The 14,963-nt window shown below is 64.1% G+C and carries 18 protein-coding genes; 9 read left to right on the top strand and 9 right to left on the bottom strand.

The features are described 5' to 3' along the window. Window positions 1-126 precede the first annotated feature (126 nt). The 5 genes from ML401_RS13185 to ML401_RS13165 form a co-directional block, all read right to left on the bottom strand. Entirely contained in the window at window positions 127-708 is a 582-nt protein-coding gene (locus tag ML401_RS13185; protein WP_285812184.1) for a TIGR00645 family protein, read from the bottom strand. 34 nt (window positions 709-742) lie between these two features. Further along, window positions 743-1,378 carry a TerC family protein gene (locus ML401_RS13180; RefSeq protein ID WP_285812183.1) on the bottom strand — a complete coding sequence of 212 codons (636 nt, stop codon included), beginning with the start codon at window positions 1,376-1,378 and terminating at the stop codon, window positions 743-745. Beyond that, window positions 1,375-1,737, bottom strand: a complete 363-nt coding sequence (locus ML401_RS13175; protein WP_285812182.1) for a hypothetical protein — start codon at window positions 1,735-1,737, stop codon at window positions 1,375-1,377. Before ML401_RS13175 ends, ML401_RS13180 begins: the two co-directional genes overlap by 4 nt. 2 nt (window positions 1,738-1,739) lie before the next feature. Then, window positions 1,740-2,213, bottom strand: a complete 474-nt coding sequence (locus ML401_RS13170; RefSeq protein ID WP_285812181.1) for a TerB family tellurite resistance protein — start codon at window positions 2,211-2,213, stop codon at window positions 1,740-1,742. Between the two features lie 267 nt (window positions 2,214-2,480). Continuing rightward, window positions 2,481-2,867, bottom strand: coding sequence for a nuclear transport factor 2 family protein (locus ML401_RS13165; RefSeq protein WP_212066807.1), 387 nt, complete (start codon window positions 2,865-2,867; stop codon window positions 2,481-2,483). 135 nt (window positions 2,868-3,002) lie between these two features. Here ML401_RS13165 and ML401_RS13160 point away from each other — a divergent pair, with 135 nt between their 5' ends. The 3 genes from ML401_RS13160 (at window position 3,003) to ML401_RS13150 (ending at window position 5,325) form a co-directional block, all read left to right on the top strand. After that, window positions 3,003-3,830, top strand: coding sequence for a class II glutamine amidotransferase (locus ML401_RS13160; protein WP_285812180.1), 828 nt, complete (start codon window positions 3,003-3,005; stop codon window positions 3,828-3,830). Between the two features lie 17 nt (window positions 3,831-3,847). Then, window positions 3,848-5,077 (top strand): carboxylate-amine ligase, encoded by a 1,230-nt coding sequence (locus ML401_RS13155; RefSeq protein ID WP_259205669.1) that lies wholly within the window; start codon window positions 3,848-3,850, stop codon window positions 5,075-5,077. 62 nt (window positions 5,078-5,139) lie between these two features. Beyond that, window positions 5,140-5,325: a hypothetical protein gene (locus tag ML401_RS13150; protein ID WP_194407441.1), complete on the top strand. Its 186-nt coding sequence runs from the start codon at window positions 5,140-5,142 to the stop codon at window positions 5,323-5,325. 13 nt (window positions 5,326-5,338) lie between these two features. Here ML401_RS13150 and ML401_RS13145 read toward each other — a convergent pair whose 3' ends face one another. Then, the gene (locus tag ML401_RS13145; protein ID WP_246776461.1) at window positions 5,339-5,647 is read right to left on the bottom strand and encodes a hypothetical protein; all 309 of its coding nucleotides are present in this window, start codon (window positions 5,645-5,647) and stop codon (window positions 5,339-5,341) included. A gap of 374 nt (window positions 5,648-6,021) precedes the next feature. On the opposite strand from ML401_RS13145, the gene ML401_RS13140 reads away from it, so the two are divergent. Next, a complete protein-coding gene (locus ML401_RS13140; protein ID WP_285812179.1) occupies window positions 6,022-7,161 on the top strand; it encodes a hypothetical protein in 1,140 nt (379 codons plus the stop codon). A gap of 9 nt (window positions 7,162-7,170) precedes the next feature. Here ML401_RS13140 and gor read toward each other — a convergent pair whose 3' ends face one another. From gor to rpiA, 3 genes are read right to left on the bottom strand one after another with little or no spacing between them, the layout of a single operon-like run. Then, entirely contained in the window at window positions 7,171-8,559 is a 1,389-nt protein-coding gene (gene gor, locus ML401_RS13135) for a glutathione-disulfide reductase (protein ID WP_212066815.1), read from the bottom strand. Window positions 8,560-8,605: 46 nt separating this feature from the next. Beyond that, complete coding sequence (locus tag ML401_RS13130; protein ID WP_194407438.1) at window positions 8,606-9,151, bottom strand: DUF2059 domain-containing protein; 546 nt, start codon at window positions 9,149-9,151, stop codon at window positions 8,606-8,608. Further along, a complete protein-coding gene (gene rpiA, locus ML401_RS13125) occupies window positions 9,148-9,867 on the bottom strand; it encodes a ribose-5-phosphate isomerase RpiA (RefSeq protein ID WP_194407437.1) in 720 nt (239 codons plus the stop codon). Before rpiA ends, ML401_RS13130 begins: the two co-directional genes overlap by 4 nt. A gap of 171 nt (window positions 9,868-10,038) precedes the next feature. Here rpiA and ML401_RS13120 point away from each other — a divergent pair, with 171 nt between their 5' ends. The 5 genes from ML401_RS13120 (at window position 10,039) to ML401_RS13100 (ending at window position 14,909) form a co-directional block, all read left to right on the top strand. Further along, window positions 10,039-10,710, top strand: a complete 672-nt coding sequence (locus ML401_RS13120; protein WP_194407436.1) for an HAD family hydrolase — start codon at window positions 10,039-10,041, stop codon at window positions 10,708-10,710. A 156-nt stretch (window positions 10,711-10,866) separates the two neighbouring features. Next, window positions 10,867-11,346: a hypothetical protein gene (locus ML401_RS13115; RefSeq protein WP_285812178.1), complete on the top strand. Its 480-nt coding sequence runs from the start codon at window positions 10,867-10,869 to the stop codon at window positions 11,344-11,346. 108 nt (window positions 11,347-11,454) lie between these two features. Continuing rightward, complete coding sequence (gene moaA, locus ML401_RS13110; RefSeq protein ID WP_285812177.1) at window positions 11,455-12,474, top strand: GTP 3',8-cyclase MoaA; 1,020 nt, start codon at window positions 11,455-11,457, stop codon at window positions 12,472-12,474. A 171-nt stretch (window positions 12,475-12,645) separates the two neighbouring features. Next, window positions 12,646-13,227 (top strand): TRAP transporter small permease subunit, encoded by a 582-nt coding sequence (locus ML401_RS13105; RefSeq protein WP_211418202.1) that lies wholly within the window; start codon window positions 12,646-12,648, stop codon window positions 13,225-13,227. 26 nt (window positions 13,228-13,253) lie between these two features. Next, window positions 13,254-14,909 (top strand): TRAP transporter large permease subunit, encoded by a 1,656-nt coding sequence (locus ML401_RS13100; protein WP_211418203.1) that lies wholly within the window; start codon window positions 13,254-13,256, stop codon window positions 14,907-14,909. Window positions 14,910-14,963: the final 54 nt, after the last annotated feature.

Raw genomic sequence — 14,963 nt, 5'->3', positions numbered from 1 at the left:
CACGGTTTGCCGCCGCTGAGTGGATTGCAGACAATTTTATTTATCTCGAAAAAGAGCCCGCCGGATCTGAGGATCAGGCGGGCTCAGGATTGGCCGCTCGGGAGGTAATTGAGACGGCCAGGTTGCTCAGTCGTGGGCGGCCTTCTCGCGATGGGCGCTCTCGCTGAGGCGGTCGACCCAGGCGATGCCGACCGCCGAGATGATGAAGGTCAGGTGGATCAGCACCTGCCACATCACGCCGGTCTCGGTGAAATTGCTGCGCGTGGTGCCGAGATTGCCGGCTTCGATGAAGGTCCTGAGCAACGAGATCGAGGAAATGCCGATGATCGCCATCGCAAGCTTGATCTTCAGCACGCTGGCATTGACGTGACTGAGCCATTCGGGCTCGTCGGGATGGCCGGTCAGATTCAGCCGGGAGACGAAAGTCTCGTAGCCGCCGACGATCACCATGATCAGGAGGTTCGAGATCATGACGACGTCGATCAACCCGAGCACGACCAGCATGATCTGCTGCTCGCTGGCGTCGAACGAGTGCGCAACCAGATGCCAGAGCTCTTTCAGGAACAGCAGCACATAGACGGCCTGCGCGACGATGAGACCGATATAGAGCGGGAACTGCAGCCAGCGCGAGCCGAAGATGAGCTGGGCGAACAGGCCGAGGCGCGGCGGCACGGCCTGCGCCGAAGGTGCTTTGGGTTCAAACGTCATTGATCACTCCGGAATGCAGACAGGAAGCCTCGCCTCAGAGACTCGCGATGACGGGGGCGAGCTCGAGCGAGCCCCGATAGATCATCTCGAACGCGACGTAAATGATGATCGCGAGGCCGACATAGGCGACCCAGCGATGCTTCTGGAGCACGCGGCCAAGCAGATCGGCGGCGACGCCCATCATCGCGACCGACAGCAACAGGCCGAAGGCGAGGATGTAGGGATGCTCGCGCGCGGCCCCCGCAACAGCGAGCACGTTGTCGAGCGACATCGAGACGTCGGCGGCAACGATCTGGACCGCGGCCTGGCCGAAGGTCTTCCGCTGCGCCGGGGCGGCATCCGCGCCGCCGCCATGGCTGAACGCGAGTCGTCCCGTATGCGACTGCTCGCGCAGCTCGCGCCACATCTTCCAGCACACCCAGAGCAGCAGCACGCCGCCGGCAAGCAGCAGGCCGATGACCTGCAACAGCTGGGTCGCGACGCCGGCAAATACGATGCGCAGCACAGTGGCGGCCGCAATGCCGACGATGATGGCGCGGCGGCGCTGCTCGGCCGGCAGGCCCGCCGCAGCGAGGCCGATGACGACGGCATTGTCGCCGGCGAGCACGAGGTCGATCAGGACGACTTGAAGGAGCGCAGTCAGCGCATCGGGCGTGATGAATTCAATCATGTCTGGTCATTTTTCGGTGCAGACGGCTCGAGCCAATGCGGCTTCTTCCGCTCGACCCAATCCAGGACCTTCGAACGTGAGGAGCGCAGCGCAGGCACGTCCTCGGCGAGCAGCGCGAGACCGAGGGGCAGCATCCAGACGCCGAGAATCGGCAGGAAGGACAGCACGCCGCCGACAATGAGCAGCGCGCCGGAGGGGATTCTGACCCAACGGCTCGACGGTTTGAGCAGATAGGTGACCGTGTCACCCATGCGCGGCGGCAGGCGATCGACGAGCCTCTCAAAGCGCGGGTCACCGCCCGCCAGTTTGCTGGCGGGGCCTGCGGCCTCGTTGGTACGCTCGTTCGATGCTGCGCTCATGCTTACTCCTTTGTGTCCATCTGCTGCTTGATGCGCCCCTCACCCGAGTTGACCGGCTTGGCGCGCGGCAGCGCCAGCGTCAGCAAGCGCAGCAATTTGATCGCCTGCACTTCGTGGGGATGGACGTCTTCGTCGGCGGCCGCGACTCGCTCCGACAGTTCCATCAGATGTGACGACAACGGCATGTTCGAGACCGGCCGCAGCGTGTCGATCACGACATTGGCAAAATCCGGTTCCTCCAGCCGTTCGGCGAGTGCGTCGAACATCGCAAACAGCCGCTCGTCGTCGATATGCGGCGCCAATCCGCGATCCCTGATGAACCGGATCACCTCGTCGCGCTCGACCGGCGAAACCTGCCGGTCGGCCACGGCGACGAGCGCGCCGGCAATCACCAGCGCGGCTGCAGCCTGCTCGTTCAGGCTGGACGGCTCCGCGATCTCGATCTCGACAGGATTTGAATGCTTGGCGTCAGTCATCGTTGCTCCCTTATCTTGCGAAATGACCGCACGGAGCTGCGATGGGGACGAATGGTCGGAGAGAACGTCCAAGGCCCGACGATCGGCCAATCCATCGCATTCGCGCGGGACAGGTCATCCGACATCACGAGGTTTGCCGACATCGTCGGCGTCCTCGCCAGAGGGGCCCGGATTCTTGTTCGTGTCAGAGATAAAGGTGGGCCTGTCGGAATCAAGGCGAGATGACTGCGACCAGCCGCCGCATCGGGTTCCGCGTGGCGGGTTTGGTCAAACGTTCGTGCGACGCTCGACTAGATGTGCCCGCGACGGCGCAGGATCGAAGCGATCGCCGAAATATTGCGTCTCGTGCGCCACCAAGCCGTCGCGAAATTCCATGATGCTCACGACATACGACGGCACCCCGTCATAGCTCAGCACGAATTCGCTCACCCAAAGATTGCCACCGCCAACGATCCGTCGAACCGTGAAGCGTTTCCGGTTCGGCTGTACGAACCGGCTCTCCTGAATGTTCCCGCGACCGCTGATGCGCTCGCCCGACTGCGGATAGTCGAGCACAGCGTCGTCGCGATAGATGTCGTGCTCGGCATCGAAATCATTGGCGTCCGAAGCCTCCCAATGGCGCTGAAGCGCCGCCAATATGGCTTGATCGTTCATCTCGGTCTCCGATCTCGACACCTGCATCCTAACACCGAAGGCTTTCGGTCGGGATAACCGCTTCGCGCCGGGAACCACCGTGCGGCACTTCGGTTAGTGCAACTCACGACCCATCCGCCGCCGATAGGGACTTCCATGTGCCGCTGGATCGCATACCGGGGCGAGACGACGTCTTTCGAGCCCTATGTCACCGAACCCGAGCATTCGCTGATCGCGCAGAGCATCCGCTCGCTGCAATCGACGGCGGGCTCGAATGGCGACGGCTTTGGTCTCGGCTGGTACGGCGAGCATCCGGAACCCGGCCTGTATCGCGAGACGCGGCCGGCCTGGTCGGACGAAAATTTGCGCTACCTCTGCCGGCATCTGCGCTCGCATCTGTTCTTTGCCCATGTGCGCGCCGCTACCGGCACGGCGGTGACGCGGCAGAATTGCCATCCTTTCGCCTGCGGCCACTGGATGTTCATGCACAACGGATTCGTCGGAAGCTGGAATCGGCTGCGGCGCAAGGTCGAGGCGCTGATTCCCGATGCCTATTATCCGTCGCGACTGGGCACGACCGACTCGGAAGCCGTGTTCCTGGCGATGATGGGCGCCGGTCTCGACAGCGATCCGCTTCAGGCGACGCAGCGCGTGCTGCAGGCCCTCGTCGGCCTCGTCAACGAAGGCCACTTGCGCGAACGGCTGCGCTTCACCAGTGCGATCGCCAACGGCAAGGATCTCTACGCCTTCCGCGTCGCGGTCAACGACGCCGCGAACACACTCTATTTCCGCGAGGACGGCGGCCAGGTCATCGTCGTGTCCGAGCCGTTCGATAAGGAAGAGAATTGGACCGAAGTGCCGCCCAATCACGCGTTGATCGCGCGCGAGTCAGAAAGCGTGAAGATTGTTCCCTTCGACGTGACAATTTGCAGTGGCAACGGGCGGGAACCCGTCCCTGTTAGAAGGATTAGTGCCGGCAGGTGACCTTTGCCGGGTGGGACATGACTTTTGCTTCAGACGTTTTGAAACTCCTTCGGCTGGATCCTTCTGACGACAAGCAGCATCTGGTGATTCGCTCGGCGGGTGGCGGCGGCAAGGCGGCCGAATACTCGTTCGGAATCGAGGAGGAATACTTCCTCGCCGATCGCCGCAGCTTCGAGGTCGCGATCGAAACGCCCAATGCGCTGTTCGAATCGGCGAACTGGTCGACCGGCGGCCAGGCCATGCGCGAGATGCTGCAATCCCAGCTCGAGGTCGCCACCAACGTTCACGTCGACGTCAACGACGCCCGCGAAGAGCTCCGCTTCCTGCGGCGCGAAGTCGCGAACGTCGCCGCGCAATATGGCTTCGTGATCATGGCCTGCGGCACGCATCCGACGGCGGTCTGGCGCATGTCGCAGCCGAGCCCGAAGCCGCGCTATGAGGAGATGATCGAGGATCTGCGCAGCATCGGCCATCGCAACATGATGTGCGGCATGCATGTGCACGTCCAGTTGCCGGATCCCGAGAAGCGCATGGCGGTGATGCGGGCGATGCTGCCGCATCTGCCGCTGTTCATCGCGCTGTCGGCCTCCTCCCCGTTCTGGAATTCGCACAAGACCGGACTGAAGGGCTACCGGCTCGCCGCCTATTCCGAGCTGCCGCGCACCGGCCTCCCCGAGCTGTTCGAGACCAGGCGGGATTACGACGAATATGTCGGCGCCCTGCAGCGCTCCGGCGTGATACCCGACGAGAGCCACATCTGGTGGGCGATGCGTCCTTCGATGCGGCACCCGACGCTGGAGCTTCGTGCGCCCGACACCTGCACCTTCGTCGACGATGCCGTTGCCATCGCCTCGCTGTATCGCTGCCTGACGCGCCACCTCTATCTGCGGCCTCATTTGTCGCGGGAGGTCACGGTGGTCGAGCGCGCGATCGCGGTGGAGAACAAATGGCGCGCCCAGCGCTACGGAACCGATTGCATCTTCGCCTCCCGAGACGGACCGGTCACGATCTCGGAGATGCTGTCGCGAATCATCGACGACACCGCCGGGGACGCGGACGCATTGGGCTGCGCCGCCGAGATCGAGCATTGCCGCGTCATTGTGGACCGCGGCAGCTCGGCCGAATTCCAGCTTCGCGCCTATCGCGAGAACGGCGAGGACATCGCAGCCGTGTCACGATGGATCGCTACATCGACGATCTCAGGGACGAGCGCGCCCATCGGACGCTCTACGCCGGCGCCGTCATAGCGCCCGCGCAAGCTTCGCGAACGAGAACGTCATTTCTGAATTTGTACGCCTTGGGGGAACGCATGACTGACATCGCCTGCTGCGCCGGTTGCGGCCACAGCCTGGTTCCGATCCTGTCAGAGAACGGCCGCGCGCGGCCGAGCTGTTTCTGGTGCGAGGGCGTCGACGCCCAGGCCATGGAGATGGCGAAGTGGGCCGACAGCCCGGCCGGCAAGCCGGATCGGGCCGCGCCTCGCGCTTTTGAGTGAGCGTCCTGCCGCGTCAAACCCGCGCCACCACGCGCGGACGGAATACGGACTCGGCGGTGAGGGACAACGCCGCGACCGGCTTTCGCGTCGGCCGGCGCCGCGGGATGAAGAAATTGTTCACGAGGATGGGGTCGTGATCGCCGAGCGCGATCCGTTCCTTCGCGAGCAGGCCCATGACCTGGCGCATCTTGATGACCTCATGCGCCACGAAGCTGCAGTCCTCGTCGCGGTTGATCTGCTCGTGCATGATCGCCTCAGCTTCGCGCATGCTGACGCGGAGTGCTCTGATGGTCTTTCGAATCTCGCTGATGCGGTTGTCCATGGCTGCCTCCATCTCGGTCTCAGCATAAGAACAAAACATGAACAATCTGTCAATCGCCGCCCTGGCGGTCGCGATGTTATCGCCGATCGCAAGGGCGGCATCGCGCCGATCTCCGGCAACACCGCTGCACGCGTCCTGATGAGGCTTGCTGACAAATTAGACAGGTCCCGCCGCTGCCCCGAAAGCGGGCGCGGCTCGCACGGCATCGAACGATCAGAGCAGGTCATCGTCTAACGTCCCGTGCAACCACCGGATTTTATCCCGAACGGCACGCGCGCATCACGGCGTAGGCGCGCTCGCCGCTCCGCAAATCAACTGGCCCGGAATTCGCAATGACGTCGTCAGCGAAGCAACGGCGCGGAGCGGAGAACGTCATGAACGTGCATGCCGTGGTTGATCTCGAGACGACCGGCCTCACCCGTCCGAATGGCGCGCCGCTCCGCCTCAACATGCAGGACTTCGTCGCGATCGACCGCGACCGGAATGCGACGTTCGAGGCGACTTATCGCCCGCAAGCGCTCTACAATCGCGCCAATGAAGGCTTTCACGCCAACAATGAGACCTTCCTGCTGCACGAAGTCGCGACCAACCTGCCGATCTACCGTCCCGACACCGGCCCCACCGACTTTCATCTGCATCTTCCACCCGGCGGCTTCCAGCTCGTGCTGGTCACCTCGGGCGCTTTCACATTCGACTATGACGGGCGCTTCTACAATGTCGGCCCTGGCGCGGTGATGCTGCAAAGCGCGATCGTGCATCGCCAACTGTTCTACACCTGGTCGGGCTTGCCAACCGAACAGAATTTGAAGACGCCCCAGACGGTCGTGCCCGACCCGATCTCGATGGGCTATTCCGGCAAGTTCCTCGAAGCCTTCATCACCGATCCCACCAGCTTTCCGAATCCGACCATCGTCGGTCCCGACCAGATCGACGAGGCCGAGACACCGCGCGTGGCTTGGAGCCACAAGCTGCACAACCGGCCGGCCGATGCCGGCTTCTGGCTGCAGGATCCCCTGGCGCTGGATGCGCTGTTCAAGCCGCTCGCGGACGGCGCGATCAAATCGGCGCTGCCGGTTTACATACGCGATATCGGCATCGAGGTGCCGAGCGGTCATCTCGTCACCGGCCACATCATCGCAACCGACCCGCGCGGCCAGTCGCTGCTGCCGAAGAGCACGTCGGCCGCTGCGGACGCCGCCTCGCTCGCCAAGGGCGAGGTCGTGATCTATCGCGTCATTCGCGGCACGGCGGAATTCAAGAAGGCGTCTGGCGAGAGCCTTGAACTCTCAGCCGGGGATGTCGTGACGGCGGGCAAGGCTTCGATCAGCCTTGTCGGCGTCGGCGAGAACACGCAGGTGCTCCGGCTCGGCCTGCTCAAGGGCATGAACGAGCTGCGCAGCTGGACGCCGACGCAGCGCGACGAGATCGACGGCCTCGCCGGCCGGATCATCACGCAAAGGGACGTTCGTCCGCTGCGCACGGAAGGCAAGCCGGTCGGATATCTCTACGGCTGAGCGCCGGGGCTACTCCGCCGCCTGTCGCACGTGGCGCGCGCTCGGCGTGCGCATGGTGACGAGTTCCTCGGCCGCGGTCGGATGCAGTGCGATCGTCGCGTCGAAATCGGCCTTGGTCGCCTTCATCTTCACCGCGATCGCGACGGCCTGCGTGATCTCGGCGGCGGCATCGCCGACGATGTGGCAGCCGAGCACGCGATCGGTCGCACCGTCGACCACGAGCTTCATCAGCACGCGGGTATCGCGGCCCGACATCGTCGCCTTGATCGGGCGGAACGTCGTCTTGTAGATGTCGACGTGACTGAACTGCGCGCGCGCCTCGGTCTCCGTCAGGCCGACAGTGCCGACTTCCGGCTGCGAGAATACCGCGGTCGGGATGTTGGCGTGGTCCACCTGCACCTCGCGCTTGCCGAACACGGTGTCGGCGAAGGCATGGCCCTCGCGGATCGCGACGGGGGTCAGGTTGAAGCGATGGGTGACGTCGCCGATCGCGTAGATGCTGTCGACCGAGCTCTTCGAGAAATGGTCGACCGCGATGCCGCCATTGGCAGGATTGATGGCAACGCCGGCCTTCTCCAGGCCGAGATTGGCCACCGCCGGATGGCGGCCGATCGCGAACATCACCTGGTCGGAAGCAAGGCTCGATCCGTTCGACAGATGCGTGGTGAACTCCTCGCCGTGGCGATCGACCTTGGCGACCGTGCAGCCGGTGAGGATGGTGATGCCCTGCTTCTCCATTTCGCTCCGGACATGGGCGCGAACGTCTTCGTCGAAGCCGCGCAGGATGTTGTCGCCGCGATAGATCACGGTGACGTCGGAGCCGAAGCCGGCGAAGATGCCGGCGAATTCCAATGCGATATAGCCGCCGCCCTGGATCACGATCCGCTTCGGCAGCTTCTTGAGATGAAACGCCTCGTTGGAGGAGATCACGTGCTCGATGCCGGGAATGGAGGCGCCATGGTTGGGCGCGCCGCCGGTGGCGATCAGGATGTATCTTGCGGTGATCTTGCGGTCGTTTTCGAGCAGGCGGACGGTGTGCTTGTCCTCGATCACCGCGCGGCTCTTGACGATCTGCGCGCCCGACTTCTCGACATTGGCGGTGTAGGCCGCCTCCAGCCGCGCGATCTCCTTGTCCTTGTTGGCGATCAGCGTCGCCCAGTCGAAGGTGGCGGGCGGAACGGTCCAGCCGAAGCCCGCGGCGTCCTCGAGCTCGTGACGGAAATGCGAGCCGATCACGAACAGCTTCTTCGGCACGCAGCCGCGGATCACGCAAGTCCCGCCCATGCGGTACTCTTCCGCGATCATCACGCGCGCACCGTAACCGGCCGCGATGCGGGCGGCACGCACGCCGCCCGAACCGCCACCGATGACGAAGAGGTCGACGTCGAATTCAGCCATTGTCCACTCCGACCTCTTTCAGCAATCACCCTTCACATAGGTGCGCTCAGATCTCCTTGCCACGCTTGCGCATCTCGGCGCGGAAGGCGCCCATCACGGTCTCGGAGAAGTTCTGGGCCCAGGAATTCATGAAGGCCATGCTGAGCCCGATGGCGCGCGGTTCGGCGTCGATCAGCTTCTTGCCGAGCGGCGACTTGTAGAAGGTGACGAGATCCTTCAGCTCCTGCTCGGTGAACTCGCTGGCATAGATCTGCGCCATGCCCTCGCCGATCTCGTTCTGGCGGCCCTGGAGCTGCTGCGCCACGATCGGAGCGACCTCGTTGAGGTCCTTCTGATAGTTCAGATTCTGCTGGGTCAGCGCGATCTTGGTCTTCTCGACGAGGCCGGGTACGGCGCCGGCATACATCGCATTGGCGTTCTTGATCTGCAAAATCTCCTTGGCCGCCGCAATCGCCGCGGGCGAGGCCTTCGGCTGGGCAGGTGCGGCGCCAGCCTTCGGCTGGGCGGGCTGCTGCGCCACGGCCGGGGCGGCCGTAAGGGCCAATCCCACGACGAGCGTCGCGGCCGGCAAGAATTTCAAAACGCTCTTCATTCCTGGTCTCCTTTCGGCTTGCGCCGTTCAATCACGCGAATTCCCTCGCCACCCGCCAGAACGGCAGAGCTGGCCAAGCCGATGAACAATCCATGCTCGACCACGCCGGGGATCGTGCTCAACGCCCTGGCGAGGCCGGGTGGATCCACAATACGTCCGAGCTGGGCATCGACGATCCAGTGGCCGCCGTCGGTGACGAAAACGTGGCCGTCCTTGCCCTTGCGGACCGCCATTTGCCCGGAAACGCCGCATTGCGCAAATGCCTTCTCGATCGCCCGCCGTGTCGCCCCGAGGCCGAACGGGATGACTTCGACCGGCAGCGGAAATTTGCCGAGCGTCGGCACCCATTTGGTGTCATCGGCAATCACGATCATACGATCCGAAGCGGCCGCCACGATCTTCTCGCGCAGCAGCGCGCCGCCGCCGCCCTTGATCAGGTTGAGCTCGGCATCGATCTCGTCGGCGCCGTCGACCGTGATGTCGAGATGGTCGATCTCGTCGAGCGTGGTCAGCGGCACGCCGCAGCGCGTCGCGTCGAGGCGCGTCGCCTCGGAGGTCGGCACGCCGATCACTTTCAGCCCGGCGGCGACGCGCTCGCCGAGCAGCTCAACGAAATGCTTGGCGGTCGAGCCGGTGCCGAGCCCCAGCTGCATGCCGTCCCGCACCTCTTCGAGCGCGCGGGCAGCAGCCTGTCGCTTCAACTGGTCCATGTTCACGTCTGGGCCCGCCTTCTGAAATCTGGGAGATCTGCCGCCGATCATGGCCGCTTTCGGCGGCCTATGTAGCCTCGTTTTCCCCCGGAGAACAGGGTCTGGGAACACGCCTATAAGGTGATCTTATGGGCCCGCCCCTTGCGCGGACACGGGGGGGCCGGTAGCGCTGGGGTCATGACCCCTCACACCATCGTCTTCGATCTCGACGGCACGCTTGTGGATACGGCGCCCGACCTGATCACCGCGCTGAACCACGTGCTCGACCGCGAAGGCCTGCCGCCGGTGCCGATGGCCTCGGCGCGCAACATGATCGGCGCCGGCGCCCGCAAGCTGATCGAGCGGGGGCTGGAAGCGGAGGGCCGCAGCGTCACCCCGGCCGACATGGACCGGATGACCGCGGATTTCATCGCCTATTACGCCGACCATATCGCGGTCGAATCCCGCCCCTTCGAGGGGCTCGAGGCCGCGCTCGATCATTTTGCGGCCCAGGGCCATCGCCTCGCGGTCTGCACCAACAAGCTGGAATGGCTGTCGAAGCGGCTGCTGGACCAGCTCGACCTCAGCCGCCGCTTTGCCGCGATCTGCGGCGCGGACACCTTTGGCGTCCAGAAGCCCGACCCGACCATCTTCCGGGAAACGGTGGCGCGCGCCGGCGGCGCGGTCAAAGCCAGCCTCATGGTCGGCGATGCCGGAACCGATGTCGGGGTGGCCCGCCGGGCCGGAGTGCCGGTCATCGGGGTCAGCTTCGGCTATACGGACGTGCCGATCGCCGAGCTGAAGCCGGACCGGCTGATCCATCACATGCGCGACCTGCCGGAAGCAGCCAGCAGCCTGATGACCGCTTAGCGCCGTCAAGCTACTGAAATCGCATTGTTATTCTGCGAGATCCGGCATTAACCATTCATCAACCATGCGCCGCCCGCCGGTTGCCTGCCCCAAACGACGCTCCTAAGGTCCGCGCGGGGTTATGTGGCGGTTTGTCGCAGTTGAAGTGGATGGGTCATGCGTCGTGTCATCGCGGTTGCGTTAGCGGGAGCGGGTCTGTTGGGAGCGGCGGGTCTCGGCGGCTGCTCCTCGATGTCCTGGGACCCGCCGACCGTCCAGGTCCGGCTCGAATCCAATCCCCCGGGAGCGGACGCCACGACCTCGCTCGGTCCGGGCTGCAAGACGCCCTGCTCCGTCTCGGTTCCCGCGCCCGACGCCCCCTTCACGGTGGCTTTCGCGCTTGCAAAGCACCAACCGGCAAGCGTGCCGGTGAACGTGATCAGGAATCCGGGGGATTTCACCACGCCCGCTTCGGTGACCACGGACCCGAATCCGGTCTTTGCGGAACTCCAGCCCGCCACCCCGCCGAAACCGGTTCGCAAGCCTCACCGGCCCAGGAAGCCCAAATCCGCCGCAGCGGCGCCGGCTGCAGCACCCGCCGAAGCGGCTCCGGCCGCCGCCTCGCCGTTCCCTGATCCGAACGCCGGCAGGCGCTGATCTACGTATACCACCCGATTGTCCTCGTCGCGTCCGATGCTTAGATTGCATCCAGAGCACCGCTGAAGCAAAGGTGCACCCGTCGCCGTAAGTGACAAGGCCTTTTCAATGAACGGACCTGCCGCGCTGTCGACCCCGATGACCGATCCGTTCGGGCGGACCATCAGCTATTTGCGCGTGTCCGTCACCGACCGCTGCGACCTGCGCTGCTTCTACTGCATGTCCGAAGACATGACGTTCCTGCCCAAGGCGAACCTGCTGACGCTGGAGGAACTCGACCGGCTCTGCTCGGCCTTCATCGCCAAGGGCGTCAAGAAGCTGCGGCTCACCGGCGGCGAGCCGCTGGTCCGGCGCAACGTGATGACGCTGGTGCGCTCGCTATCGCGGCATCTTTCCAGCGGCGCCCTGAACGAGCTGACGCTGACCACCAACGGCACCCAGCTGGCGAAACACGCAAGCGAGCTCGCCGATTGCGGCGTCCGCCGTATCAACGTCTCGCTCGACACGCTCGATTCCAAGAAGTTTCGAGAGATCACCCGCTGGGGCGAGATCGACAAGGTGCTGGAAGGCATCGAGGCCGCGCGCGCCGCAGGCCTTGCCATCAAGATCAACGCGGTGGCGCTGAAGAACCTCAACGAGGACGAGCTTCCCGAGCTGATGCGCTGGGCCCACGGCAAGGGCATGGGCCTGACGCTGATCGAGGTGATGCCGATGGGTGAAATCGGCTCCGGCCGCATCGACCAATATCTGCCGCTCTCGCTGGTGCGCGCACGCCTCGCCCAGCAATTCACGCTAACGGACCTCGCCGAGAGCACTGGAGGGCCGGCCCGCTATGTCAGCGTCGCCGAGACCGGCGGCAAGCTCGGCTTCATCACGCCGATGACGCACAATTTCTGCGAATCCTGCAACCGGGTTCGGATTACCTGCACGGGAACGCTGCACACCTGCCTCGGCCACGAGGATGCCTCGGATCTGCGCAAACCCTTGCGTGCATCTGACGACGACGTGCTGCTTGCGGATGCAATCGACCGCGCCATCGGCCTCAAGCCCAAGGGGCATGATTTCATTATCGACCGCCGCCACGACCGTCCCAGCGTCTCCAGGCACATGAGCGTCACCGGCGGCTGACACCGTCGGACTACGGCCTTATTCCCCTTAACTTTCAACAAACTTCCAATTGACTGACGGCACGCCCGCTGGTTTGGTGCGGCGGCCTCATGCCTGCGCGGCGAGACAAGCCACGCGCCCGTTCGGCGCAGTCAAGACGGCCGGGGCATACCATCGGGGGAGGACCTATCGTTGCAAGCGCTCCTAAAGCTGAGCCAGGGGATCGACGCGTTCACACGCTGGACGGGCAAACGCCTGGCGTGGCTGATCGTCGCCGCCGTCATCATCTCGGCGGTCAATGCGATCATCCGCAAGACCTTCGACACATCCTCCAATTCGTGGCTCGAGCTGCAATGGGTGCTGTTCAGCATCGTATTCCTGCTGTGCTCGCCCTGGACGCTGCTCGACAACGAGCACATCCGCATCGACATCGTGAACAACGCGCTGCCGAAGACGCTCCGCAACGTCATCGACGTGATCGGTCACCTGTTCTTCCTCATTCCGCTGTGCATCGTCATGATCGTCACCGGCGTGCCGTTCTTCCAGCGCTCGTTCCACATCAACGAGCAATCCGGCAATGCCGGCGGCCTGCCGCAATGGCCCGCCAAAGCCCTGATCATGATCGGGTTCGCTTTCCTGCTCGTTCAAGGCATCTCCGAGCTGATCAAGCGGATTGCGGTGATGCGCGGAATGATTCCGGACCCGCATGAATCCCAGGTGTCCGCGCTGGAAGCGGAAGTCGAGCATCTCGTCGAAGCGATCGAGAAGAAGTAGCCGTTGGCGACGGTTTAGGGGAAATCATGACCGCTTTTATTATCGCCAATATGGCGCCCATCATGTTCGCGTCGCTGGTCGTCGTGCTGCTGCTCGGCTATCCCGCGGCATTCTCGCTCGGCGCCGTTGGCCTGTTCTACGCCATCATCGGCGTCGAGCTCGGCCAATTCCACCCGGACTTCCTCCAGGCGCTGCCGGAGCGGGTCTACGGCGTGATGAACAACGACACGCTGCTGGCCATTCCGTTCTTCACCTTCATGGGACTGGTGCTGGAACGGTCCGGCATGGCCGAGGACCTGCTCGACACCATCGGCCAATTGTTCGGCACCATCCGCGGCGGCCTTGCCTATGCCGTGATCTTCGTCGGCGCGCTGCTCGCGGCGACGACGGGCGTGGTCGCCGCGTCCGTGATCTCGATGGGTCTGATCTCGCTCCCGATCATGCTGCGCTACGGCTACGACCGCCGCGTTGCCGCCGGCGTCATCGCCGCGTCCGGTACGCTCGCACAGATCATTCCGCCCTCGCTCGTCCTGATCGTGATGGCCGACCAGCTCGGCAAGTCCGTCGGCGACATGTACGAGGGCGCCTTCATTCCCGGCCTCGTGCTCGCCGGCCTCTACGCCGGCTACGCCTTCCTCGTCAGCATGATCTTCCCGAAGGCGACGCCCGGCCTGCCGAAGGAAGCGATCGGCTTTCGCGAGGACAATGGCGACCGCGGCCTCCTCTCTCTCGGCATGCTGTTCCTGGCGAGCTGCGTCTTCGGCTGGTTCATGATGCGCAATTCGAGCGTACATGGCGCCGACTACGTCGTGCTCAGCATGTTCTACGGCATCATCTTCGCCTTCGTCGTCGCCGTGGTGAACTGGGTCATCGACAAGCTCACCGGCTTCCGGTTCCTGTCTAAGATGGCGCAGCAGACCACCTTCGTCATGGTGCCGCCGCTGTTCCTGATCTTCCTCGTGCTCGGCACGATCTTCATCGGCATCGCCACCCCGACCGAAGGCGGCGCGATGGGCGCCGCCGGCGCCCTCATCCTCGGTGCCGCGAAGCGGCGGCTGAGCTGGGACCTGATCCGGCAGGCCACGGAATCGACCGCGAAGCTGTCGGCTTTCGTGGTGTTCATCCTGGTCGGCGCGCGCGTGTTCTCGCTCACCTTCTACGGCGTCAACGGCCACGTCTGGGTCGAGCACCTGCTCACCTCCCTGCCCGGCGGACAGATCGGCTTCCTGATCTTCGTCAACGCGTTCGTGTTCGTGCTGGCCTTCTTCCTCGACTTCTTCGAGCTGGCCTTCATCGTGATTCCGTTGCTCGGACCTGCGGCTGAGCACCTCGGCATCGACCTGATCTGGTTCGGCGTCATTCTCGGCGTCAACATGCAGACCTCGTTCATGCATCCGCCGTTCGGCTTCGCCTTGTTCTATCTCCGCTCGGTCGCGCCGAAGGATCGCTACACCGATCGCGTCACCGGCAAGCGAATGGAGCCGGTCACCACGGGCCAGATCTATTGGGGTGCGGTGCCGTTCGTCGTCATCCAGATGATCATGGTCGGTCTGGTGATCGCATTCCCCTCGATGGTCATGCATTACAAGGGCGTGCAGTCGAATATCGATCCCTCTACGATCAAGATCGAGGTGCCGCAGATCGAGCTGCCGCCGCTGGATCTCGGACCGCCGTCGAAGTAGTGGGAACCACGCCCGCCGTCGTGTTCCGCGCAAGCGGAGCATGACGCGCGACGG

This window comes from Bradyrhizobium sp. 62B (assembly GCF_030272265.2).
Classification (GTDB): Bacteria; Pseudomonadota; Alphaproteobacteria; order Rhizobiales; family Xanthobacteraceae; genus Bradyrhizobium.
Note: the sequence above shows the minus strand (reverse complement) of the source record. Positions and strands in the feature narration are given on the sequence as shown.